Annotated in this window: 22 protein-coding genes; 13 read left to right on the top strand and 9 right to left on the bottom strand. The window is 55.6% G+C overall.

The features are described from left to right. Positions 1-24 precede the first annotated feature (24 nt). Genes G565_RS0108715 through G565_RS0108695 form a run of 5 tightly spaced genes read right to left on the bottom strand, consistent with a single transcriptional unit; the run spans position 25 to position 5520 of the window. Positions 25-1164: an acyl-CoA dehydrogenase family protein gene (locus tag G565_RS0108715; protein ID WP_028670575.1), complete on the bottom strand. Its 1140-nt coding sequence runs from the start codon at positions 1162-1164 to the stop codon at positions 25-27. Beyond that, positions 1164-1973: an enoyl-CoA hydratase family protein gene (locus tag G565_RS0108710; RefSeq protein ID WP_028670574.1), complete on the bottom strand. Its 810-nt coding sequence runs from the start codon at positions 1971-1973 to the stop codon at positions 1164-1166. The genes G565_RS0108715 and G565_RS0108710 overlap by 1 nt, the downstream gene beginning before the upstream one ends. Then, positions 1970-2479 (bottom strand): MarR family winged helix-turn-helix transcriptional regulator, encoded by a 510-nt coding sequence (locus G565_RS23550; protein WP_051207638.1) that lies wholly within the window; start codon positions 2477-2479, stop codon positions 1970-1972. The genes G565_RS0108710 and G565_RS23550 overlap by 4 nt, the downstream gene beginning before the upstream one ends. Next, the gene (locus G565_RS0108700; protein WP_028670573.1) at positions 2479-3240 is read right to left on the bottom strand and encodes an SDR family NAD(P)-dependent oxidoreductase; all 762 of its coding nucleotides are present in this window, start codon (positions 3238-3240) and stop codon (positions 2479-2481) included. Before G565_RS0108700 ends, G565_RS23550 begins: the two co-directional genes overlap by 1 nt. Positions 3241-3243: 3 nt before the next feature. Then, positions 3244-5520 (bottom strand): bifunctional salicylyl-CoA 5-hydroxylase/oxidoreductase, encoded by a 2277-nt coding sequence (locus G565_RS0108695; RefSeq protein ID WP_028670572.1) that lies wholly within the window; start codon positions 5518-5520, stop codon positions 3244-3246. Between the two features lie 442 nt (positions 5521-5962). Here G565_RS0108695 and G565_RS0108690 point away from each other — a divergent pair, with 442 nt between their 5' ends. Further along, on the top strand, positions 5963-6820 hold the full coding sequence (locus G565_RS0108690) for an alpha/beta hydrolase (protein ID WP_028670571.1): 858 nt from the start codon (positions 5963-5965) through the stop codon (positions 6818-6820). A gap of 134 nt (positions 6821-6954) precedes the next feature. Continuing rightward, on the top strand, positions 6955-7740 hold the full coding sequence (locus G565_RS0108685) for a transporter substrate-binding domain-containing protein (RefSeq protein WP_037338368.1): 786 nt from the start codon (positions 6955-6957) through the stop codon (positions 7738-7740). 61 nt (positions 7741-7801) lie between these two features. Here the strand turns inward: G565_RS0108685 and G565_RS0108680 are convergent, their stop codons facing one another. After that, complete coding sequence (locus G565_RS0108680) at positions 7802-8965, bottom strand: PQQ-dependent sugar dehydrogenase (RefSeq protein ID WP_051207636.1); 1164 nt, start codon at positions 8963-8965, stop codon at positions 7802-7804. A 137-nt stretch (positions 8966-9102) separates the two neighbouring features. Between G565_RS0108680 and G565_RS0108675 the strand changes: the two genes are divergently transcribed. The 3 genes from G565_RS0108675 (at position 9103) to G565_RS0108665 (ending at position 11357) form a co-directional block, all read left to right on the top strand. Continuing rightward, complete coding sequence (locus tag G565_RS0108675; RefSeq protein WP_028670568.1) at positions 9103-10476, top strand: hypothetical protein; 1374 nt, start codon at positions 9103-9105, stop codon at positions 10474-10476. Between the two features lie 63 nt (positions 10477-10539). Beyond that, positions 10540-10971: a type II toxin-antitoxin system RatA family toxin gene (locus tag G565_RS0108670; RefSeq protein ID WP_028670567.1), complete on the top strand. Its 432-nt coding sequence runs from the start codon at positions 10540-10542 to the stop codon at positions 10969-10971. 83 nt (positions 10972-11054) lie between these two features. Further along, complete coding sequence (locus G565_RS0108665; protein ID WP_211227148.1) at positions 11055-11357, top strand: RnfH family protein; 303 nt, start codon at positions 11055-11057, stop codon at positions 11355-11357. A gap of 77 nt (positions 11358-11434) precedes the next feature. On the opposite strand, the gene G565_RS23545 is transcribed toward G565_RS0108665, so the two are convergent. After that, positions 11435-11755: an outer membrane protein assembly factor BamE gene (locus tag G565_RS23545; RefSeq protein ID WP_169579629.1), complete on the bottom strand. Its 321-nt coding sequence runs from the start codon at positions 11753-11755 to the stop codon at positions 11435-11437. Between the two features lie 141 nt (positions 11756-11896). On the opposite strand from G565_RS23545, the gene fur reads away from it, so the two are divergent. Next, positions 11897-12307 carry a ferric iron uptake transcriptional regulator gene (fur, locus tag G565_RS0108655; protein ID WP_028670565.1) on the top strand — a complete coding sequence of 137 codons (411 nt, stop codon included), beginning with the start codon at positions 11897-11899 and terminating at the stop codon, positions 12305-12307. Positions 12308-12472: 165 nt separating this feature from the next. After that, positions 12473-13015, top strand: coding sequence for a TlpA family protein disulfide reductase (locus tag G565_RS0108650; RefSeq protein WP_169579628.1), 543 nt, complete (start codon positions 12473-12475; stop codon positions 13013-13015). 196 nt (positions 13016-13211) lie between these two features. On the opposite strand, the gene recN is transcribed toward G565_RS0108650, so the two are convergent. After that, entirely contained in the window at positions 13212-14888 is a 1677-nt protein-coding gene (recN, locus tag G565_RS0108645) for a DNA repair protein RecN (protein ID WP_028670563.1), read from the bottom strand. 323 nt (positions 14889-15211) lie between these two features. On the opposite strand from recN, the gene grpE reads away from it, so the two are divergent. From grpE to G565_RS0108610, 5 genes are all read left to right on the top strand, one after another. Continuing rightward, complete coding sequence (gene grpE / locus G565_RS0108640) at positions 15212-15823, top strand: nucleotide exchange factor GrpE (protein ID WP_028670562.1); 612 nt, start codon at positions 15212-15214, stop codon at positions 15821-15823. Between the two features lie 179 nt (positions 15824-16002). Beyond that, positions 16003-17919 (top strand): molecular chaperone DnaK, encoded by a 1917-nt coding sequence (gene dnaK, locus G565_RS0108635; protein WP_028670561.1) that lies wholly within the window; start codon positions 16003-16005, stop codon positions 17917-17919. Positions 17920-18098: 179 nt separating this feature from the next. Next, entirely contained in the window at positions 18099-19223 is a 1125-nt protein-coding gene (gene dnaJ, locus G565_RS0108625; protein WP_028670560.1) for a molecular chaperone DnaJ, read from the top strand. A 252-nt stretch (positions 19224-19475) separates the two neighbouring features. Then, positions 19476-20276 (top strand): 4-hydroxy-tetrahydrodipicolinate reductase, encoded by an 801-nt coding sequence (dapB, locus tag G565_RS0108620; protein ID WP_028670559.1) that lies wholly within the window; start codon positions 19476-19478, stop codon positions 20274-20276. Between the two features lie 1167 nt (positions 20277-21443). Beyond that, the gene (locus tag G565_RS0108610) at positions 21444-22619 is read left to right on the top strand and encodes a hypothetical protein (protein WP_028670558.1); all 1176 of its coding nucleotides are present in this window, start codon (positions 21444-21446) and stop codon (positions 22617-22619) included. Between the two features lie 189 nt (positions 22620-22808). Here the strand turns inward: G565_RS0108610 and G565_RS0108605 are convergent, their stop codons facing one another. Further along, positions 22809-23708: a LysR family transcriptional regulator gene (locus tag G565_RS0108605; RefSeq protein WP_028670557.1), complete on the bottom strand. Its 900-nt coding sequence runs from the start codon at positions 23706-23708 to the stop codon at positions 22809-22811. A 117-nt stretch (positions 23709-23825) separates the two neighbouring features. On the opposite strand from G565_RS0108605, the gene G565_RS0108600 reads away from it, so the two are divergent. Beyond that, a complete protein-coding gene (locus tag G565_RS0108600) occupies positions 23826-24659 on the top strand; it encodes a pirin family protein (protein WP_028670556.1) in 834 nt (277 codons plus the stop codon). Positions 24660-24710: the final 51 nt, after the last annotated feature.

The following is a 24710-nucleotide window of genomic DNA, read 5'->3' as shown; positions in this document are numbered from 1 at the left end:
CCCAAAACTTGAGTGTCTGTCCTTCTAGCCTGCATTCAAAGCGCTGCGTGCAATCACAATTTTTTGTACATCCGACGCGCCTTCATAAATTCGCAGGGCGCGTATTTCCCGATACAGACTTTCCACAATATGACCTTTGCGCACGCCATCGCCGCCGTGTAATTGCACGGCCTTGTCGATGACCGATTGCGCCCGGTCGGTGGCGTAGAGTTTGGCCATGGCCGCTTCGCGGCTGACGCGGGCGGCGCCCTGGTCTTTGGTCCAGGCGGCGCGGTAAACCAGTAAAGCTGCGGCGTCGACATCCAGTGCCATGTCGGCAATGTGGCCCTGAACCATTTGCAAGTCGGACAGCGGGCCGCCGAACAGTTCCCGGTGCTGACAGCGATCCAGCGTTTCATCCAGAGCACGCCGCGCAAAACCCAGAGCGGCGGCACCTACCGTAGAACGGAACACATCGAGTACGGACATCGCGATTTTGAACCCCTGACCGGATTCACCAATGCGGTTCGTGGCCGGAATCCGGACGTTTTTAAAGCCGATGCGTGCCAGCGGGTGTGGGCTCATGGTGTGCAGGCGTTCGCGAATCTCAAAACCGGCACGGTCTGCTTCGACCAGAAACACCGATAACCCTTTGGCACCCGGCGCTTCACCGGTGCGCGCGAAGACGGTGTAAACGTCCGCAATCCCACCGTTGGAGATCCAGGTTTTCTCGCCGTTCAGGATGTAGTCATCACCGTCGCGAATGGCTTCGGTGGTCATGTTGGCCACGTCCGAGCCGGAGGCTGGTTCCGTTAGGGCAAAAGCCGATATCGCGTCACCGGCGCGCGTTTTATCGAGCCAGCGTTTTTGCTCATCGGTCCCGAACAGGCTAATGGCGCCGGTGCCAAGCCCTTGCATTGCAAACACAAAATCAGCCAGGCCGTGATGGCGGGCCAGGGTTTCGCGGGCGAGACATAAGGTACGCACGTCAATGGCATCGCCGGCTGTTGGCATCAGAAAGCCGGCTTTGCCAAGCGCCTGAACCAGGTGAATGCATTCGGCATCGGTGTCTGTCTCGAGGCCACTGTGGCTCAGATTTTGTGAACACCAGGCGTCGAGATCGGCCGCCCATCGGCGGTGATGATCATCGAAAAAAGGCCAGGTTAAAAAACTGGTATCGCTCATCAGTCGCCTCCGAAAGCGGGTTTTTCTTTGGCGACAAAGGCGTTGTAGGCGCGCTCAAAGTCACGCGTCTGCATGCAGATTGCCTGAGCCTGGGCTTCGGATTCGATGGCCTGGTCAATACTCATCGACCATTCCTGGTTGAGCTGGGTTTTGGTAATGCCGTGCGCAAAGGTCGGGCCGTCGCAGAGTGTTTGCGCGTAAGCCAGAGCCTCTGCCTCGAGCTGACCGGCCGCGACCAGTCGGTTGTAAAATCCCCAATGGTGGCCTTCTTCGGCACTCATGGTTCTGCCGCTGTACAACAGGTCTGCGGCGCGGCCCTGGCCGATAATGCGTGGCAAGATGGCACAGGCACCCATGTCGCACCCGGCCAGCCCAACTTTGGTAAACAAGAACGCCGTTTTCGCCTCGGGTGTGGCGAAGCGAATGTCCGAGGCCATGGCGATGATGGCACCGGCGCCGACGCAGATGCCGTCGACTGCTGCAATCACTGGCTTGTTACAGTGAATCATCGCCTTGACCAGGTCACCGGTCATGCGGGTAAAGGCGAGCAGCTCTTTCATCTCCATACCGACCAGAGGCGCGATGATGTCGTGCACATCGCCCCCGGAACTGAAATTGCCGCCATTGGCTGCAAAGACGACGGCGTGAATGTCGTCGGCATAGGCGAGATCCCGAAAGGTATCGCGCAATTCCGCGTAGCTTTCGAAGGTGAGCGGGTTTTTGCGTTCGGGCCGGTTCAGTTGAATGATGGCGACCGGGCCTTCCGTGCGCCAGAGAAAGTGTTTGGGGGCGTGGTTGGCCATTTTCATCGTAGTTCTCCCTGGTTGTCCGGTGCTGGGCTGTCCGGCTCTGGTCCGGCTTCGGTGGGCAGGTGTGCAAACAATTCGTTCATGTGATGGGTTTCCTGGCCCGACAGCGAGCTGAACAGTTCATCCACCCAGTGCTCGTGGGCCTGGGCCATGTGATGAAACTGTTGGTTGCCGGCTGCGGTCAACAACACCCTTGTTGCTCTGCGGTCACCTTCGATGGCGATGCGTTCCACCCAACCATCTTCCACCAGACGGCTGATGATGCCGGTGACGTTGCCGTTTGAGACTTTTAACTGTTGGGACAGTTCATTCATCTTCAGGCCATCCGGATGGCGCGACAAGGCAGCCATGACATCAAAACGGGGCAGGGTGGTGTTGAATTGCAGGCGCAGTCTTTCGCGCAAATCGGCCTCGACCCGGCGCGTTGTGCGCAACAATCGCAACCAGAGGCGCAAGTGTTCCTTGCTGGTCAGGTGCCTGTTGGGGGTGGTGGCTTGCTCGCTCATCAGAGTTCCCCTCCCGCGATGGCGATGGCCTGTCCTGTTATTGCCTGCGCGTGGGGGCTGGCGAGCCAGAGGGCCGTGGCCGACACATCCGAGGGTTGAATCAAACGCCCCTGAGGGTTTGTCGCCGTTAATTGCGCTCTTGCTTGCGCCTCACTGAGCCCGGTTTTTGCACTGATGTTCGCCAGGCTTTCATCGAGCAGAGGGGTTTCGGTAAAACCCGGGCATAGGGCGTTGACGGTAATACCTTGTTTGGCAGTTTCCTGCGCCAGAGCACGCACCAGCCCAATGACGCCGTGTTTGGCGGCGCAGTAGGGGGCGACGTAGGGGTAGCCTTTCAATCCGGCCGTCGAGGCGACGGCCATTAACCGGCCGCCGTCGCTGAGTTTGGCCAGACCTGCCTGCAGTGTTAGAAACACGCCCGTCAAATTCACATCCAGCATGCGTTGCCAGTCTTCGAGGCTGGTTTTTCGAAGCGGTGCGCTGCTGGCGGCACCGGCGTTGGCGATGACGATGTCGAGTGAATCACAGTCCGCAAACAGCGCGGTAACCGAGGCCGCGTCGGTGACGTCGGCGATCCGGTAGTCGATTTTGGCGTGCAGCGCGGCGATCTGCTGCAGTTTGGCTTCCGTTCGACCGGCAATGATCACCTGGGCGCCGGCATTGGCAAAGGCACGGGCCAGGTCGGCACCGATGCCACTGCCGCCGCCGGTGATCAGAACCCGCTTGTCAGCGATGCTGTTGTCTGTGGTATCCGATGGCATGGGTTATATCAGTCCTTCATCGCGTTCCGCCAGGCGCAGCAGTTGATCGCGTCCGGCGTAGTAAGGTTTGGGCCAGGCTTGCTGGTCGTTGCCGATTTTGGCCGCAGCGTGCAATGTCCAGTAAGGATCGGCCAGGTGAGGCCGCGCCAGACAGACCAGATCGGCCCGGCCGGCCATTAGAATGGAATTGACATGGTCCGGGTCGTAGATGTTGCCGACAGCCATGGTGGGTATCTTCACGTCATTGCGAATACGATCGGCAAAGGGGGTTTGGAACATGCGGCCATAAACGGGCCGGGCCTGAACCGAGGTTTGACCGGCAGACACATCTATCAGGTCAACTCCGACGGTTTTGAAAAGAGCGGCGATGTCAACGGCTTCGTCGGGTGTGATGCCCTCATCACCGACCCAGTCCTGGGCTGAAATGCGAACCGACAGCGGCTTGTCTTCGGGCCAGGCTTCGCGCACAGCCGCTACCACTTCGAGTGGGTAGCGCATGCGGTTTTCGAGACTGCCACCGTACTCGTCGGTCCGGTGGTTGGTCAGCGGCGTTATAAAGCCCGAGAGCAAATAACCATGAGCGGCATGCACTTCGAGCATGTCGAAACCCGCCGCGTCGGCTGAACGGGTTGCCCGGACAAAAGCGTCGCGAACCGCATCCATAGCGGCACGATCCATTTCCCGGGGGACGGCGTTGTTTGGTGACCAGGGCAGGGCAGAGGCGGCCATGATTGGCCAATTGCCCGCTTTCAGCGGTGCATCCATGGTTTCCCAGCCGAGCTGGGTTGAACCCTTGGCGCCGGAATGACCGAGTTGCATGCAGATCCTGGCATCGGTTTCGGTATGCACAAAATCCGTTAGACGTGTCCATGCTGCGATGTGCTCGGCGTTGTAGATGCCGGGGCACCCGGGTGTAATCCGGCCCTCTGGCGTAACGCACGTCATTTCGGTGTACACCAGGCCAGCGCCGCCTTTGGCTCGTTCGGCATAATGCACGAAGTGCCAGTCTGTCGGGCAACCATCGATGGCTTTGTATTGCGCCATCGGCGACACCACCACCCGGTTCTTCAGTGTCATCCCACGGATACGGTAGGGGGCAAACATCGGCGCCTGATCGTTGTCGGCACCGGCCTGTTGCTGGAACCAGCGCTCGGCCGATTGCAGCCAGGCCGGGTCACGCAGACGCAAGTTTTCGTGGCTGATACGCTGGGACCGGGTCAGCAGGGCGTAGTTGAACTGAACCGGGTCGAGATCGAGGTAGCGCTCCACTTGCTCGAACCACTCGGTGGAATTGCGTGCCGCCGATTGCAGACGCAAGACCTGCAGCCTGCGTTCAGCTTCATAACGTTCGAACGCGCTACTGAGCGTGGCTTCCGACTCAATATAGTCGGCCAGAGCGATGGCCGATTCGAGGGCCAGTTTGGTACCGGAGCCAATGGAAAAGTGCGCTGTGGCCGAGGCATCGCCCATGAGCACGACGTTGTTGTGACTCCAGCGCTCGCACAGCACGCGCGGGAAATTGATCCACGCTGAACCGCGAATGTGGCGTGCGTTGGTCATCAGGGCATGGCCGGCGAGATGGTCGGCAAAAATACGCTCGCACACAGCGATCGACTCATCCTGGTTCATGCTCCCGAAGCCGAAGGCGTTCCAGGTCGCTTCAGAGCACTCAACGATGAAGGTGGCGGTGTCGTTATCGAACTGATAAGCGTGCGCCCAGACCCAGCCGTGCTCGGTTTTCTCGAAAATAAAGGTGAAAGCGTCGTTGAATTTCTGATGCGTGCCTAGCCAAACGAACTTACAGGCGCGAACGTCAATGTCTGGTTTGAAGATGTGTTCGTAGTGCTGGCGCACTCTGGAGTGTATGCCATCGGCTGCGACCACTAGGTCGTAATCTCTGACATAGGCGTCGATGTCGTCAAAGGGCGTTTCAAAAAGCAGGGTGATGCCCAGCTCTCTGGCGCGTTCCTGCAGCAGAATCAGCAGTTGCATGCGACCGATGCCACAGAAGCCATGACCGGTCGAGGTGGTACGCACGCCGTTGTGAACGACGGCAATGTCATCCCAGTAGGCGAAATGCTCGCGAATGCGCTCGGCACTGACCGGGTCGTTCTGCGCCAGGTTGTCGAGGGTTTCGTCAGATAACACCACGCCCCAGCCAAAGGTGTCGTCCGCTTTGTTGCGTTCAAACACCTGGATATCGTGATCCGGATTGCGCAATTTGGCGCTGATGGCAAAGTACAGACCCGCGGGTCCACCACCCAGACAAGCTATTTTCATTCTTAATGACCTTATAGTGGCTAAGCCCGTGCCCGACACCGGGTATGCCTACCCCGGATAGGCATACCCGGTGCCGGGCACTCAGTTGGTTGCCAATTTCAAGAGTTGAGTCAGTAATGGACGTCTGTCTTTGTCTTGCGTCCCTTAATGTCCAACGTCTTTTAATGTGTCGCGTTTTTCTTGTTCTGCGTCTTTCCCTCCAATGTAGTCCGCTGTCGAAAGTATTTCAAGCTTAAACATTCATGCTTGAACAATTAACCGAAAAGACGCTTTAATGGTGTCCGAAAGAGGTTCAGGGTTATCCTGACGTTCCGGTTACTAAAGTTGCGTAGTTTGCTGGAAAGTGTCCGTCGGGTGCCGATGCGGGCAAATGCCAGTGAATTGAAGTGAACTCCGGAATTTTTTTTGTTAATCACGTACTTAATTGAAAGCCGGAGACACTATGCTGTACCGTCAATTTGAAACTCAGGAGGCCATCGACCTGGCCTACGATCCGTCGAAAACGGCCGATGGCGCCGCCGCTATGGCTCGTTACCAGGCCATGAGCGCGGCAGCCATGGCAGATTTGAAGGTTCACGCTGATGTGCGCTTCGGCCAGAGCCTGGCGGAAACGCTCGATCTGTTCCCTGCCACACAACCGGGCGCACCGCTGCATGTATTCTTTCATGGCGGCTACTGGCGCTCGCTGAGCAACAAGGAGTTTTCTTTCGCAGCACGCGGTCTGGTGGAGGCCGGGGTGAGTGTGGCGGTAGTTAATTACGCGCTGTGCCCGTTAGTGACGTTGGCTGAGTTAGTGCGTCAATGCCAGGTGTCGCTGCTCTGGCTGGCAGACCATGCCACTGAGTATGGGTACGATGCGCAAAGAATTACCGTGTCTGGCCATTCAGCCGGGGGCCATATCACGGGCATGTTGCTGGCAACAGACTGGCAAGGGCTTTATGGCCGCGCGCCGGACCTCATTAAAGGGGCTACGGCTATCAGCGGGCTCTTTGATCTGGGGCCTTTCCCGTACTCCTGGTTGCAGCCCAAGCTGCAGTTAACCGGTCGCGATGTCATGGCGTTGAGTCCGCTGAATGCGCAGCCGCAGGTCGGTTGCCCGGTGAATTTGATGGTGGGGGCGCTGGAGTCAGACGAGTTCCATCGCCAGTCCCGGGCTTACAAAGCGCACCTGAATGCGGCTGACCCGCAGCGTGAAGTGGTTGTGGAGGCTGTGACGGACTGTGATCACTTCACCATTATTGACGGCTTGAATGACGGAACTGGCCAGGTGTTTGACGCCATTATGCGCAACATTGAATGAGTCGGGGTCCTGCCCGGTGCTTTTTTCAGCCGTGAGTACATAATCTGCATAAATACGACCTCAGGCCGGGTGTAGGGGTTGATTTTGCGGTACGGTAACATTTCGGTGAATTCCCCAAAGAGTGAATGTGTTCTATGAATCTGAAGATTATTCTGCCAGTGCTGATCGCGGTGGTCGTCGTAGGGGCCGGTTTCGGCTACATGCAATTCCAGGGATCGACCGAGATAGAGCTCGATGTGGTTCGCATCGGCGTCGACGTTCCTTACCCACCCTATGAGTTTCGTGATGACAATGGCGAACTGACCGGGTTTGAGATTGACCTGGGTAATGCGACCTGTCAGCGGTTGAGCATCCAGTGCGAATGGGTTGTCACCCCCTGGGATGGCATTATCGATGGTTTGCTGGCGGGTAACTACGACACCATCATGTCGTCGATGTCGATCAACAGCGAACGCAAGGCAATGGTCGATTTTTCTGACCCCTACTATTCCACCCCGTCAGTATTGTTTACTCACAGCAACAGCGGCATCAGTTCCGACAACAAAGGCGCGCTGGAAGGGCGTCGGATTGGGGTTATCGCCAACACCATCCAACATGAATACCTGATCGATACCTACGGCGATACAGCGACTGTGCGCACCTACGAGACCAATGAAGAGGTTAACGTGGCCCTGCGCAGCCAGGAAGTGGATGCCGTCTTTCACGACTATCCGCATTGGGAGAGTGAGTTCATGATCGGCGGTAACTTTCCCATTCTCGGGCGAGCACGCCAGTTGGGCGAGGGTGTAGGCATGGCTTTCCGGCCGGATGACGATAACCTGAGACGGCTGTTTAACCAGGGCCTGGATTCTGTAAAGAATGATGGTACCTATAACCGCATTCGCAAAGACTATCTCTTCTTCGATGTTATGGTCGACTGAGAAGGTAAACCGACCCCCCTGGCTTGAAGCAAAAGCCAGGGGTCGGTTTAGCCAGTAAGGTTCACGAATTCGCGGGTGAGATTCGTAAAATGCGGCCGCTGTCGGTAGACAAGTAGAGGTGTCCCCTATGGTCTTCTGCAACAGCCCGAATGCGCTCGCCCAGCTCGTCCAGCAACCGATCTTCCCTGCCGATCCCCCCCTGCTCAGTCACTTCAATATGATTCAGGTGCGTCAGCACCAGAGCGCCGGCAAACAGGTGCCCCTGCCATCCGGGAAAAGCCTCGCCCTGGTAGACTATGAGGCTTCCCGGCGCGATGGAAGGTACATATACTTTGACCGGATCAATGTAGCCAGGCAATGATTCTGCTTCACCTACATCGACCGGGCCCCAGTATTCCCGGCCATGAGAGACCACAGGCCACCCGTAGTTTCCTCCGGGCTCAATCACGTTGATTTCGTCACCCCCGCGCGGGCCGTGTTCGATCTCCCAAAGCATGTTCCGCTGCTCGTCAAAAACCAGTCCCTGGGGGTTACGATGGCCCAGGCTCCAGATTTCATTGGGAATACCGGAGTCGCTCACGAAGGGATTGTCGTCGGGCACGCGGCCGTCCTGGTGGAGCCGCATGATGGACGCGGCGTGATTGCTGAAGTCCTGGCCGTTGTCCCGATCCCCTCGGTCGCCGACGCCGAAGTAGACGTAACCGTCATTATCGAACGTGACCCGACTGCCGAAATGTTGCCCTGCGGAAGAGGCTGAATCGGTTACCAGCAAATCTTCCCACTGCGTCAGTTGCCGGTTGTTGCTTGAGAGCAGCGCCCGCGCCAGCGTTGTGGCTGCTCCATTGTTAACGGTTTTGCTGTAGGTAAAGTAGAGCGTTTTGTCTGAGCTGAATGATGGGCTGGCTTGCACGTCAAGCAAGCCGCCTTGCCCCCGGGTGGCTATATCGTCAGGCAAGCCACTGAGTTCCGTACGAGTTTTGGAGCCGGTGTCCAGTATCCAGAGCTGGCCCCCCCGTCCGGTAATCACCAGTTCTGTATCCGATACAAAGGTCATGCCCCATGGGGCGCTAAAACCATTGGCGATTTCTTCGACCTGATAGTCGTGACCGAGGCTTGAACCTTCGGTTAAGGGTTCGGCCAGAGCAGTTGACGGGAGTAATAAGGTACCCGAAAACACGCAGATGGCTGCCTGAGACATCAGGCGGTAGCGCATTACCTTGTTCATCAATGGTCTCCTGATAGCGTTGTCACTGGTCTGTTAGCCTGTCAGTTGTCGCCAAATGGATTTCTGCCACCAAACCATAGGCACCCAATACAGTCTACGCAATCTGCCTGCAGTTAGTTTCAGGGTATACTGCACAGATGAATCGATTATTGATCCTACTGATCCTTTTTGGCAGCCAGATTGGCTTGTCGGACTTCCTGCTATTGCCAGTGTATGCGGCTCGTTATGGGGAACTGACCTTTCTGGCGCTTTACGCCATTTTTAAACTGGTGATTGTGCTGCCGTTGCTTCATGCCGAGCTCGTGGCCGGTCGTTTGTACCGTATCACCCCTTTTGAATGGGTGCAGACTGGCCGGCTGGGGCCGCTGGCGCCGGTTTTGCTGAGTGCGCTGGTGCTGGCCGTTATTTGTGTTGTTGCGCTGACGTTGCATAACGCCAGTTGGACACTCTCCATCACCCGTGATGCATTGCGTGGAGGGTTGAACGATTTCGACGGGCTTGACCGAATCTTATACTGGTATGAGCTGGGGGCTGATCAGGTTCAATTGTCGCGCTGGATCGTATTGCAAGTCTTCATTCTCGCCCTGCTTGCCTGGTTTGCCTGGTACGGAATGGCCTTTGCGTATGCTGTTGCCCTGCCATTGTGTCTGTTGTTCATCGTTATGCAGATTCCCCAGTCCGGTGCTTTGCTTGACGCCTGGAGTTGGGGGGAGGTTAACGCCGAAGGGGTGCAGCAGGCGCTCAAGTATGCGTTGTTGTCGTCCGTGGCCGGATTTCTTGTCTGGTATCTGGTGGGCACGCGACTGCCGCAGAGTTTGCCGACAGGGTACTGGGTGCTCTCGGTGCAGTTGTTTGACCTTTGGCTCGGTTTATCGATCGTATCAGCCGTTTTCCCGGGGCTCACCATCATACCGGCCTCCAGTGGCGATTCTGGTCTGGTGTTACAGGGGTTGGTCGAACAAATTGCAAGGGGTGGTGATGGAGCCATGCATTTGCGGTTGTTCCTGCTTGTCGCGGCTGTGGTGGGCATGTTGAGCAGCGTCCCGCTTTTGTTGCTGATTAGCCTTAGCGGTAGCGGCCAAACTCGTCGGGGCGGGCTGTTGCTTGCCTTGCTGGCAGCGGCCTTGCTGGCATTGGTGTTACTGTTTTCGGTACAGGTCGAGTCGGCGCTCACCTGGAGGGGTCAGCCGTTTTCAGAGCTGCTCAGTGGGTTTAGCTATTCGCTCGTTGTGCCTCTGGTGGCGCTGATGATCTCCTGGGGAGTGGGCTGGCATTTGCCTCCCAATCAGGTGCTAAAGCAGGTAAACCCTCGGGTAGGTGGGCGCTACATGGCTTGGCGCGCTTCTCTCAAATTTGTGATCCCGGCGGCGCTTGCGTTAACATTTACCCGCGACTCACTCGGTCTGAGTGGTGCGAGCTTGCCTGAAATACTTGGCGTTATTGCGATTGTTGTGGTGCTCGTACAACTGGCCCGCTGGATCCGTCGCCAGGCCATTTTTCCGCTGGATTGATTGGCACTGGCGGGCTTCGGCTCGATGCAGTATCGCCCTACATACATCTACTTGCAGGTTTTCATGACCGACATTCACCGTTCTGCCCTGTTGCCGCACCCTGCGGAAACCCTCTACGACCTGATCAACGATGTCGCATCCTATCCGGCTTTTCTGGACGGTGTGGTGGCTGCTGACGTGGTAGAAGCCTCCGAGCATCACATGGTCGGACGTATGGTGGTGCGCAAAGCCGGGATTGAACGAACCCTTATTACCCGAAACAAGCTGGAGCGGCCGCACCGCATTGAGTTAAACCTTGAGAAGGGGCCTTTAAAATCCCTGCATGGCGTCTGGACAATTAAGCCGCTGGGGCCGGAAGGCTGTCGGGTAACGCTGGATCTGACATTCGAAACTGATGGCCGGCTGGCTGCGTTTGCCTTTGGTCAGATTTTCAGGCAAGTCGCAGACCGCATGGTGGATGCGTTTGTTCGCCGTGCGCAACAACTGTATGGGTAAACAAGCAGCGCACGTTTTGATTAACCGGTTATAGAAGAAAACGGGAGGTTTTCTTCCGCAATCTTTCAGGGCAAGGGGACGGTATGGACATGATCAAAGTCGAGGTGGCCTACGCCACACCCGAAAAACAGCTTATCGTTGAAGTTGACGTACCAGTAGGCACCACCGTGGCCGAGGCTGTTCGCCAAAGTGGCATAGAACGGGAGTTTCCTGAACTAACGCTGGAAGGTACGCCGATGGGGGTGTTTGGACGTAAAATCCCCAAACCGGATATCGAAGAGCTGCATGCCGGTGACCGGGTCGAGTTGTACCGTCCCCTGCTGATCGACCCCAAGCAGGCCCGTCTGAACCGGGCTGCCAAAGCCAAGCAGGACGCTGCCGGATAGCCAGACTGGCAAACGGGAGGGTTTCTGTCTTTGCCTGCTGTGGCGCCTTGACTTGGGGCGCGCACGCCCCCGCTCTGTCAGCTACGGCTTATTCGGGCAACGCTGCTGCCTTCAAATTCAACGGTAACGGTCCGGTATTCGCCTTGCTCATCCAGAATGGGGTATACCCACCGGTCCTGAGGGGCTTCGCCGGTTAGCATCGGAGTGCCCAGCAAGAACTGAACTTGTTCGGCTGACATGCCGGGAGTCAGTTGCTGCAGTTGTTCCTCTTTGACGAAATTGCCCTGCTTGAGTTCTGGCTGATAGGGTGTCAGTAGGGCGCAGGCGCTCAGTGTCAGGCTCACCAGTGCGCCGGTGATTAGAGCGCGGGCAATTACCTTTGTTCTTTTCAGGTTCAAATCGTTATCATCCCACTTAAATGGTTCAGACTCATTACAAAAACACGGCCAGCGGCAAGGGTGCCAGCTGTTGACGGCTGCGCGGCTGCGCATGCAGCAGCGCCGGTCAGTGTATCACGCAAGTTTACAGGAGACGACACAGTGACAACTCAAAATCAGGAACTGAAAAAAGTTGGCCTCAAAGTCACTTTGCCGAGGCTCAAAATCCTGCAAATGTTTGAGGGCAATCCCGACGGCCATATGAGTGCAGAAGAAGTTTACAAGGCACTTCAGGACAGCGGTGAAGATGTGGGTCTGGCAACGGTTTATCGGGTGCTGACCCAGTTCGAATCGGCCGGGCTGGTCGCCAAGCACAACTTTGACGGTACTCATTCGGTTTATGAACTGGCAAGCCCGGAGCATCACGACCATATGGTGAATGTCGATAACGGTGAAGTCATCGAGTTCGTCGATGATGTCATCGAGCGGCGGCAGCATGAGATTGCGAAAGAGCATGGTCTGGAGTTGGTCGACCACAGTCTGATTCTCTATGTGCGCGCCAAAAAAGCCTGAATCGATCGCTTTTACCCGGGTACAAGCGGTCGGGACCTGCCTGGGGCGTGAACCCGTTCCCGTTCCTGTGTTGGGGTCTGCAGTATACTGCTGGCTCTATCGATTTTATGTGGAGTAAGTAGTATGTCGGCAGTCGGACCTGTTTTTTCCGGATTGAGTAAGTGCTTGAGTAACCGTCACAAGCGGTCTGGTTCGGTGTCGGGAGTCAAAAGAAGTTCTTTTCGACTGACGCTTTTGTCAGGGGTGGTTGCACTGGGTGTGCTGTTCAGTGTTGCGCCGTCTGTTCTTGCCGATGTGAGTGAAGGCGACACCATGCCAGCCTTTCGTTTGCCGACACTGGATGGCCGGATGCTGGACAGCACCGCGCTGCAGGGTCGTGTCGTCTACATCGACTTCTGGGCCAGCTGGTGCACAACCTGTCGTAAATCTTTTCCTGTACTTAATGAATTGCATGAAGAATTCAGAAACCAGGTTGTTTTTATTGGTTTGAATACTGATGAGGACCCAGCGCTGGCTGAGCGCTTCCTGCAAGCGACACCGGTCGACTTTCTGATTCTGTCCGATAAAGATCAGCGCGTCGTTAGCGAGTTCCGCCCCCAGGGCTACCCTACCGCCTATGTGATCGACAGAACCGGCACGGTACAGAAAGTGGAAGCCGGGTTCGCGGGCAAGGAAGAAACCCGGGCATACTTGCAGAGCCTGCTCTAGCAGGAACGGCACGTAAAAGCCCTGCGAGAACCCTCTCTCCAGCACTTTCCCATGGGGCGGGGTAACAAGCAGGGGTTGGCTGAACATGAGCAGCGCCAGTCGACTGTGGCACTGCACATAACCAGCTTCTCTCCACTCTTGCGAAAGGGTAGAGCGCGCGCAGTGCAGCGCAGCCGCTATTGCAAAAGGCGACACATCAATGCTGTCGCTGTTGTCGCATTAACATTTCTTCTGCATGTGCCCGTGTCTGGGCGGTAATGTCGATGCCCCCCAGCATGCGTGCAATCTCATCGATTCGGCTTTCCTGTTGTATTGGCAGTATACGGGTGCGGGTGATCTGGCCCTGCTGCTCCTTGCTGACCACGCAGTGGTTGTGCCCCTGAGCAGCAACTTGCGGCAGGTGCGTTACACAAATGACCTGCCCCCGTTCGCCGACACTGCGCAGCATTAAGCCCACAATCTCAGCGGTTGCACCACTGATGCCGACGTCTACTTCGTCGAACACCAGGGTAGGAATGGTACTGTGTTCGGCGCAAATCACCTGTATCGCTAGCGAGATTCGCGATAACTCACCGCCTGAGGCGACTTTCCCCAGTGGCCGCACCGGTTGCCCCGGGTTCATGCTGACCAGAAATTCAATCTGGTCGAGACCGTCAGGCGTGGCTTTTTCCAGGGTGGTGAACGCAACTTCAAAACATGCGCCGGGCATCGCGAGCTGATGCAGCTTCTCCATGACATCTTCGGCCATGCGCGTGGCAGCGGCCTGGCGTTGCTCTGACAACTGCCGGGCCTGCTGCTGATAGGTCTCTGCCAGGTCGCTGACTTCTTCTGCCAGGTCGTCGAGGCCATCAACGGCTTCAGCCAGGCTGGCCAGCTCTGTTTCCAGCTCTCCGATCAGGCCGGGCAGGGCCTCGGAGCGTACCTGGTGCTTGCGTGCCAGGGTATGAATGCGGTCAAGTCGTTCTTCTACATGCTGCACCCGGCTTTCATCGACCTCGAAACTGGCCAGATAGTGCTCCAGGTCGTTTACAGCTTCCTGGCTTTGGATCAGGGCGCTGTCGAGCAGTTCCACGGCGTTGCTGAGTGAGGGGTTGCTGTCCTGTAGGTTGCGTAGCTGATGCAGGGCTTGCTTCAGGCCATCGAGCGCGCCGGTACCGTCGTTTTCCGGTTCCAGAAACTGGCGGGCACCGTAAGCCCCGCTAACCAGAGATTCGGTTTGCCCATAGCGCTTAAACTCTGCCTCCAGAGCTTCCACTTCACCGACTTCGAGCGCCAGAGCGCTGAGCTCTTCGAACTGATAGTTCAGCAGTTGCTGGCGCGCGCTGTTGTCGTCGGCCTGCGCCTTAAGCTGGTTGTAGTGGCGTGCCTTGCCTTGCCAGCGTATCCAGGCGTGGCTCACGGCCTGGGCTTGCTCTGCCAGGCCGGCGTAATCGTCGAGTAAGGTGCGGTGGGTGTCTATGCGCAATAGAGACTGGTGTGCGTGCTGGCTGTGGATGTCGATCAGCATCTCCCCCAGCGACTTGAGCTCGGTCAGCGGAACGGGCTGCCCGTTTATGTAGGCGCGTGAGCGGCCTTCGGCCGAAACGGTTCGTCGCAGGATGCATTCTTCGCCCTGATCCAGGTCGCGTTCAGTTAACCAGTCCAGGGCTGCTGCTATACGGCCAACCTGAAAAGTGGCCGTCACCTCGGCTCGCTTCTCGCCGTGGCGCACCACGCTGCTGTCGGCGCGTTCGCCGAGTGCCAGAGACAGTCCATTAAGCAGGATGGACTTGCCCGCGCCGGTTTCCCCGGAAATGGCGGTCATGCCCAGTTTCCATTCCACTTCGATGTTATCGGCGATGGCAATGTTACGAATCAGCAGTGTGTGCAGCATAAGAAAGCGACCTGAGTTGCCTGAATACTGTGTTTTTGTACAGTAAAAATCCGGCAAGCTCAAGAGATTTATGTCGCTCTTTGGGTATTGAATCGCCACCAACTGCTTTACCGCGATGTCTTTCAAGGTGCGTGTCTGTATTGAAGAGGCCTGGAGGCCCTTTTTAGTCAATTTTAGGGGTTTTTGTCGCCTGAAAGCGCCCTGGTCGCCTTGAAATGCCAGGTCATGGCCCAATTAAAGTGCGCCAGCTAGCTTCTTCCTGTTACCCCGGTCGGGTAGCGGAAGAGCCTCACTTTGAACACGGTTGTTATTGGGATCGAGAGATGGCACACGAAGAGAAACCCGTAGAAGCACAGGAAACCGACGTGACGCAGGACGAGACACTGGTCGACGACGCCCAGGCCGCCCCTGAAGAGGCGTCCGTGGCAGCGACAGAGCAGGACCTGGTAGCAGAGCTTGAGGCAGTCCGCGAAGAGGCTCAGCTCAGTAAGGACCGCTACCTTCGTGCCGAGGCCGAGATGGTCAATGTACGCCGGCGTGTCGAGAAAGATGTCGAGAACGCTCACAAATACGGTCAGGAGAAGCTTGTTCGGGAAATTCTGGACGTTGCAGATAACCTGGAGCGGACGCTGGCGGCGATTGAAACTGAAACGGATGACGTAAAACCGCTCAAAGAAGGCGTTGAAATGACGCTGAAGAGCCTTCTGGACAGTTTCGAGAAGTTCAGCATTACCGTCATTAACCCTGAAGGTGAGCCTTTTGATCCTCAGGTGCACCAGGCGATGAGCATGGTCGAAAACCCGGATATGGAACCCAACACCGTGATGGCGGTGATGCAAAAAGGCTATGCCTTGCACGGACGTCTGGTGCGCCCGGCTATGGTGATGGTCAGCAAGGGTGGTCCAGCCAAAAACAGCATTGACGAAACCGCTTGATTATTACCGATTGCCCCTTATTGAACAGGCAATCAGCTGATTAAGCGTTAAAACGCCGTTATTAATACCCCTGTTAAGCGTGGGGTCTTGAATTCAGCAAAGCGGCTCTCATATAGCCAGACAAGACGTTAACCGAACCGTCATTTGAACCGTTCAACAAATTATGGAGTGTCAGTAACATGGGTAGAATCATTGGCATCGACCTGGGTACCACCAACTCGTGTGTAGCGATTTTGGAAGGTGACAAGCCCAAGGTTATCGAAAATGCTGAAGGCGATCGTACAACGCCTTCCATCGTGGCCTTTACCGACGACGATGAAACACTGGTCGGTCAGCCGGCAAAACGCCAGGCCGTGACCAATCCGAGCAACACCCTCTACGCGGTGAAGCGACTGATTGGCCGTCGTTTTGAAGACGACGTGGTGCAAAAAGACATCGGCATGGTGCCTTACAAAATTGTGAAGGCCGACAATGGTGATGCCTGGGTTGAAGTGAAGGGCGACAAGAAAGCACCGCCACAAATTTCAGCCGAAGTGCTGAAAAAGATGAAGAAGACCGCTGAAGAATACCTGGGTGAAAAGGTTACCGAAGCGGTGATTACCGTACCGGCCTACTTTAACGATGCCCAGCGTCAGGCCACCAAAGACGCCGGGCGTATTGCTGGCCTGGAAGTCAAACGCATCATCAACGAGCCGACCGCGGCTGCCCTGGCCTATGGCATGGACAAGAAGCGCGGCGACAGCGTCGTCGCCGTTTATGACCTGGGTGGTGGTACCTTCGATATCTCCATCATTGAAATGGCCGAAGTCGATGGCGAGCACCAGTTTGAAGTGCTGGCCACCAACGGTGACACCTTCCTTGGTGGTGAAGATTTCGACCTGAAACTGATCAACTACCTGGCCGATTCGTTCAAGAAAGATTCCGGCATTGATCTCAAAGGTGACGCTCTGGCGATGCAACGTCTGAAAGAAGCGGCTGAGAAAGCGAAGATCGAACTGTCTTCCAGCCAGCAGACTGACGTGAACCTGCCTTACATTACCGCTGATGCTTCCGGTCCCAAGCACCTGAACGTAAAAGTAACCCGGGCCAAGCTGGAATCGTTGGTGGAAGAGCTGGTTGAGCGTTCACTGGAGCCGGTACGGATGGCATTGAAAGACGCTGATCATGAGATCGGTGACATCGATGATATCATTCTGGTCGGTGGTCAGACCCGCATGCCGATGGTTCAGAAGAAAGTCGCTGACTTCTTCGGTAAAGAACCGCGTAAAGACGTCAACCCCGATGAAGCCGTGGCGATTGGTGCCGCGATTCAAGGCGCCGTACTGTCTGGCGACGTTAAAGACGTGCTGCTGCTCGACGTGACGCCGCTGACGCTGGGCATCGAGACCATGGGTGGTGTCATGACACCGCTGATCGAAAAGAACACCACGATTCCGACCAAGAAGAGCCAGGTGTTCTCCACCGCTGACGACAATCAGGCTGCCGTGACCATTCATGTGGTTCAGGGCGAGCGTAAAGTGTCGGCGCAGAACAAGTCGCTGGGTCGGTTCGATCTGGCTGACATTCCGCCAGCCCCGCGCGGCATGCCGCAGATCGAAGTCAGCTTTGACCTCGACGCAAACGGTATTTTGAACGTGTCTGCCAAAGACAAGGGAACCGGCAAAGAACAGTCGATTGTCATCAAGGCCAACTCCGGTCTGAGTGATGAAGAGATCGACAATATGGTTAAAGACGCCGAGGCGCATGCCGATGAGGACCGCAAGTTCGAAGAACTGGCTCAGGTTCGCAACACGGCCGACGCCCTGGTTCATTCAACTCAGAAAACGTTGAAAGAGCACGGCGACAAGGCAACCGATGAAGAGAAGCAGGCCATCGAGACGGCTATCGAAGAGGTTGAGGAAGCGCTGAAGAGCGACGACGTTGAGGCAATCAACGCCAAGGTCGAAGCCCTGACTCAGGCTTCCTCCGCACTGGCACAGAAAATTTACGCTGACCAGAGCGGCGAAGCGGGCGCGGAACAAGCTGAAGGCACAGCCGACAGCACCGCAGACGACGCTGTCGACGCCGAGTTCGAAGAAGTAAAAGACAACAAGTAAGCCTTTGCCTGCTTGTACCTGAAGGTGACACCCCGCAAGGGGTGTTGCCTTGTCTGGTTTTTAGCTATTGGCTTTTTGTATGAGCAGCCTGGTCGAATTTATTTGCCAGCACCCGGATCAAAACCAACAGCTAAACACCATCAGCCAACCGCCCATTATAAAAGGTTAACTGTACCCCCATGTCCAAACGAGACTATTACGACGTACTCGGTGTAGAACGCGGTGCGGACGAAAAAGACATCAAGAAAGCCTATCGCCGCATGGCCATGAAGTACCATCCGGACCGTAATCCGGATGACAAGGATGCGGAAACCAAGTTTAAGGAACTGTCTGAGGCCTATGAAGTGCTGGCAGACTCCCAAAAGCGGGCAGCCTACGACCAGTTCGGCCATGCCGGTGTAGATGGTCAAAGTGGTTTTGGCGGCGGCCAGGGCGGTGGCCATGGCAGTTTCAGCGACATCTTTGGAGATGTGTTCGGAGATATTTTCGGAGGCGGCGGTGGTCGTGGCCGTTCCAGTGTTCAGCGCGGTTCTGATCTTAAGTACAACCTGGAAATGTCGCTTGAAGATGCCGTTCGCGGAACGGAAAAAACCATCAAAGTCCCGACGTTGGTAGCGTGTGAAATCTGCGATGGCAGCGGTGCCAAAAAGGGAACCAAACCCACCACATGTTCAACCTGTGGTGGTATTGGCCAGGTTCGGATGCAGCAGGGTTTCTTTGCAGTCCAGCAGACCTGTCCGACCTGCTCTGGCACCGGTCACATGATCACCGACCCCTGCAACAGCTGTTATGGACGGGGCGTTAAGGAAGAGACCAAGACACTTAACGTGAAAATACCGGCAGGCGTTGATACCGGCGACCGCATTCGCTTGTCTGGCAAAGGGGAGGCTGGGCGCAACGGCGGCCCGGCAGGCGACCTCTACGTGGAAGTCCACGTTAAGAAACACGCCATTTTCGAACGCGACGGTGCCAATTTGCACTGCGAAGTACCCATCAGCTTTGCCGAAGCGGCCCTGGGCGGGGAACTGGAAGTGCCCACGCTGGAAGGCCGGGTTAAACTCAAAATTCCGTCAGAAACCCAGACTGGCCGCCTGTTCCGCTTGCGTGGCAAGGGCGTAACTCCGGTGCGTGGCGGCGGTGTTGGCGATCTGTTGTGCCGTGTGGTTGTAGAAACCCCGGTAAACCTGACGCACAAGCAAAAAGAGCTGCTGCGTGAGCTGCAGGACGGCATGGGCAGCGACAAGCACTCACCCCGTTCAAATGGCTGGTTTGACGGCGTAAAGAAGTTCTTTGAAGAGCTTTAAGTGCTTGGCTAAGATTACATAAGGTGCCGAATGACCTGTTTGCCCCCGAAACTGCTCCCTCTCCCGTCCCACGGGAGAGGGCTGGGGAGCGGGTTCCACTTAACGGCAGTAGCGGCTACGCCGCCCCCTCTCTCTAACTCTCTCCCCCCAAGGGTGGAGAGAGGACTGGACAGTGCCATGAATGGCTGGCAGGCGTTCCTGGCAAGCCATTAAAACCGTATTGCGAACCCTGTGATTCCAAGAGGCCTCTGTATGTTAAACATCGCGATAACCGGCGCATCCGGCCGAATGGGTCGTGCCCTGCTTCAGGCAGTTCATTCAACCGAGGGGCTTTCTTTAGTGGGCGCCACTGTTTCTCCCGGTTCCAGCCTGGCTGGCGCAGACGCCGGTGAACTAGCTGGGGTGGGAAATTTGGGCGTTGCATTGACTGCAGATGTGGGAATCGCCTTTGCTGACGCTGATGTTGTGATCGACTTCACAACTCCTGAGGCGACCCTCCGACATCTTGATCAGCTTGAGAATACCGGCAAGCGCATTGTAATCGGCACTACCGGCTTTTCAGGCACCCAGCTTGCCCGGTTAAAACAGGCCTCGGAAGCCATTCCCGTAGTTTTTGCGGCGAATTACAGCGTTGGCGTGACGCTATCACTGCAACTGTTGCGTATGGCGGCCCGGGTGATGGGCGAGTCGAGCGATATTGAGATCATTGAGGCTCACCACCGCCATAAAGTCGATGCCCCAAGCGGTACTGCGCTTCGAATGGGGGAAGCCGTGGCTGAAACTCTGGGGCGTGACTTGGCCAAGTGCGCTGTATATGGTCGTGAAGGTCAGGAGGGACCCAGAGCTGAGGATACCATAGGGTTTGCTACGGTCCGGGCCGGGGATATTGTAGGCGAGCACACAGTTCTGTTCGCGAGTGAGGGAGAGCGCCTTGAGATCAAGCACAAAGCCAGTAGCCGGCAAACCTTCGCCCTGGGCGCGGTTCGTGCCGCCCAGTGGCTGAAGGGGCAGCCTGCTGGGTTGTATGATATGGAAGCGGTATTGGGTCTGTAGCCTCTGTAAACATTGAACAGTCTGATCTGGCAGCGACCTGATTCCCTGTTTCGGCACTGATCACGCCCTCTCCCGTCGCGTGGGAGAGGACTCGTTGCTGACTTATCACGTCTTCGGTACAACGCTTTATCTGAAACCACAACAGAAAGAGCCGGGATAATCCGGATTTACTCGTTCATCCGTCATCACGGTCTATTCAGGCACCCGGATAACCCGGTTTCAGGTAGAAAAAGGCTGATTGGGCTTTGGTATTGCGGACCATTTCCTAAGTGAAGCGGTTAATTGGTTGCCGTGTTTTCTTGAAAGACTGTAATTATTTTCACAAAACAATGTCTCAGATGTCCTTCATGGGTCGCATCGCGAGGTCCGGTTTGATAGCTGCAGAGTGTGCTTGCTAATCCATCATCCTGGCTTAATCATACTGTCCTGTCTTTGCTCACGAGCGTTGCCTGGTGACACTGGGCGGTTTGAATTGAGAGCCAACCTATTGTTTTCTTTCGCTACCTCTTTGAATTTAAAGAATTTTTTATAGCAGTTTTTTCGTGTTGAGTACGGTGGCTATCACAGAATTTCTATCACCGGACGCCCCCTGGCCGGTATTGAACGCGCGGTATCGATTTCAACCCCTGTCAAAAAAATCTCGCAAAGTCGGCCAAGCCGCTCACCATGGGCATCGCCCGGTTGTTCAAAGAATCACCAAAGCGTCAAAAAAACGCAAAAAAATGGGTTGACCGATAATCGTGCCTCTGGTTTGATAGGTCGTGGACGTTGATTGAGACATTCTCGATCAATCCTGAGCAAGGGGAGCAAAGACGCTCGCGTAGCAAACGCAGTCGACCAATAACAATCTCCCGGTTAGGTGTGCTGACTTACCTCGGTAACACGCACAGGCAGTCGGATCGGCCAGAACGAAAAGGCCCAAAAGAGATCGTTACACGGGACACCGCTTTTGATACATGTCACCTTTTGTTCAGTAACGTTTTGACTCTGCAACGTGGTTGTAATATACATGCGGCAGGATATAACAAAATAATGGTTGTCGATTGACGCAGGTGTTGTGATTCGTTATTGGTTACCCAATCGGTAGCGTACCGACACTGAAACAACGATGGCTCATCGAGAAGTCTGGTCACCAAACCAGTTGAAATAAAAAAAGGGGAATCTTGAATGAAAGCGATTAAAATTGCTTCTGGCGTTGCGGTATCCGCATTGGCTCTGGCTATTTCTGCCCAGGCAAACGCTGCTGCTCACGAAGGTGCTGCTACTGAAACCGAATGGAGCTTCACTGGCTCTATGGAAGCAGTCTACCTGATCGATCTGAAAGGTACTGATGCAAACGGTGACGAAGCTACCGTTATGGATGTAGACCTGGACGAAGAAGATGACTTCGATAGTGGTGATGCTGGCGATGGCTGGGGTCTTGAAGCCAACATGTCGATTGTGCATGGTCCGTTCTCTAGTGGCTTGATCTTCACTGCTGATGATACAAACACTGTAGCCGTTGAAGCTGACGACATCGTTATCACTGATGGTGCTATTTCGTTTGGTCAAGTGGGTAGTGTAATTACTACACACGAGTACACTTACGACATGGACGATTCAACTGCACTGGGCGATGTCGATGAAGGCGCCCCGGTTGATGCTGCTATCCGCTATACTATGGATGGTTTGAAAGTCCAGGTTGAAGGCCAGAACGATAGCACAACTCCTGCTACTGACTACGGTATCGGTGTTGCCTATGAAGGTTCAGCCGACGCAATCTCTTACGTAGCAGACGCAAACGTGCGTGTTTCTGATCAGTCTCCGGACGATGCAGACGCGTATACGTACGTTGGTGCTGGCGTAACCTACACAGCTGATATGTTCACTGCTTCCGCTGCGTTCAACACTTACAATGCTCCAACTACTGCTGCTCAAGTAGCTAGCGGTGAGAAAGAAGCATTCTCTGAGTATGGTTTCGAACTGACTACTACTCCAGTAGAAAACCTGAGTGCCTATTTGAAAGGTCAGGATCTGGATGCGGGTAACGACACTGACTCTATGCAGCTGTTGGCAGGTGTAAGCTACACTGCTGGTATGATTACTGTTACTGGTGAATACCTGTACACCGCTGCAGAGTCTGCTGGTGATGAGATCTTTGGTGAAGTTGTATACACCGATGGTCCTCTGAGCGCATATGGCGACGTGACTCTGGGTAACATCGATGCTGACACAGCTGACGATGCGCAGATCGGTGCTGGTGTTTCTTACACCAAGGACAACGGCGTTAAGTACGCAGCTGATTACGACATGCAGGGCGACACTCAGAGCGAGTTCAAACTGTCTGCTGCCTACGCTTTCTAATTCAGATTCCTCTGAATGATGAAGTAGAGCCACCCTTCGGGGTGGCTTTTTTTTGCCTTTGCAAAAGACGAAAAACAGGGAAAGACGTGGAACATCAACTGACGAAGAACACGGAAAGACGCTAAACATTAATTGACGCAAGACACTTAAAGACGGTTAAAATCTAGCTGTTAGCTGTTAGCTGTTAGCTCATATTCCCAGCACATCCTCGGTAACACGCTCTCTGAACCAGTTCAATGCATTGCCGCTCACACCGGTTCGCCAGGCTTTTACGCCTGATGATGGCGGATTGCTCTCCTGCAATTTAACCTGTACCAGTTCGCCCGAATCCAGGTGATTCTGAATTCTGTGTTGTGGCAGGTAGCCCACTCCCAGTCCGCCCAGTTGGGCTTCTATTTTATCCCGCATTGAGGGCACGGTGATCAGTTTGTTCTGGCGTGTCCAGCCTATGGTGCGTGGCGTCATCAGCTTGGTGGAATCTTTGACGACGATGGTCGGGTAGGCTTCTATGTCCTCGTGTGTCCAGTCGCAAGCGTTCTGTGCCAGGGGGTGGTCTTTGGCGACGGCGAATACCATGCTCACCTGGCCGAAGCGTTCGGTTTGGTAGCCATCCAGTTTGGGGTCGAGGTTGTCGGCTGAGAGTATCAGGTCGGCTTCACCGCTGATCAGCATTTCCCAGGTGCCCGAGAGTGAACCGTGTATCAGATGAACTTTTATGTAGGGGTTGGCTTCGTTGAATTCATGAACCAGGGGGTAGAGACGGGCTGGTTCATAAATGGTGTCGACGCCAATGCGAAGCTCGGGCTCCCAGCCACTGGCGATCTTCTTGGCAGAACTGGCCAGGTTGTCGATATCCCGCAGTATTCCCCTGCCTTCTTCCAGCATCAACCGGGCGGCGGGCGTCATTTTGGCGCGGTGTCCGCTGCGGTCAAACAAGTCGATGCCGAGGTCCTGTTCTACCTTTTGCACAGTGTACGTCAGCGCTGAAGGCACTTTGTGTAACGCTTCGGCGGCAGCAGCAAAGCTGCCGCGCTGGTCGATGGCATCGAGTGCGCGCAGCAGATCCAGAGAAATAGGGTTGTGGGCCATGAAGGTTCAGTTTTTTTGAAATGTAGAGGCAATATATTCCGCTTACGGGTCATCCTGCAACTGCATAGACTGGGCGTTATCAGATACAGATCAGATAACAGACCGGGAGGTATTATCATGACAGCAGCATTGCGCAGTGTTCGGCAAGTGGCCAGGGGCATTCCAACGTCCGATGGGGCTGGGGTGAAATTGACCCGGGTCATCGGGAATCAGTACGTCAAGAATCTGGACCCGTTCCTGATGCTCGACGAATTCAAATCAGACGATAAGGCCGACTACATGGCCGGGTTTCCGATGCACCCGCACCGGGGGTTTGAGACCGTGACTTACATGCTCAAGGGCTCCTTTCGTCACGGGGATAACCAGGGCAATACCGGGTATCTCGCGCCGGGTTCGATTCAGTGGATGACCGCCGGGCGTGGCATTGTGCACGAGGAGATGCCGAACCAGGAAGACGGCCCGGTCTGGGGCTTTCAGCTCTGGGTTAACCTGCCGGCCAAGCACAAAATGACGGCACCTCGCTATCAGGACATCCTCCCCGAGCAGGTGCCCGAGGTGGAGCTGGCAAACGGCAAGGTGAAGGTGTTGGTGGGTAACTTTCAGGGGGTGGTCGGCCCGGTTGAAGACGTGGTCACCGACCCGCTGTATCTCGACTTTCACCTGAACGGGGGCGCAACTCAGCGCATTGACATACCAGGCAACAAGTCGGCCTTCGTCTACGTCTACCAGGGTTCTGCCAGCATTGGTCAAACCGACCTGCCAGAACGTCACCTGGGTATTCTGGGTGATGGCGAGGGGGTGGAAGTGACCTCAACATCGCCGGATACCCGATTGTTGGTGGTTGCGGGTGATCCGATTCAGGAGCCGGTAGTGCAATATGGGCCCTTCGTAATGAACACGGTGGATGAAGTTCAGCAGGCCATCGTCGATTTCAACGAAGGGAGGTTTTGACGGGAAGGCGAGGTTCGATCTGCGAGCGACGAGCTGTTAGCGTCTTACTCA

It is taken from the genome of Saccharospirillum impatiens DSM 12546, from assembly GCF_000423605.1.
Taxonomy (GTDB): Bacteria; Pseudomonadota; Gammaproteobacteria; order Pseudomonadales; family Natronospirillaceae; genus Saccharospirillum; species Saccharospirillum impatiens.
The sequence above is the reverse complement of the archived record's forward strand: the minus strand, read 5'-3'. Positions and strand labels throughout refer to the sequence as shown.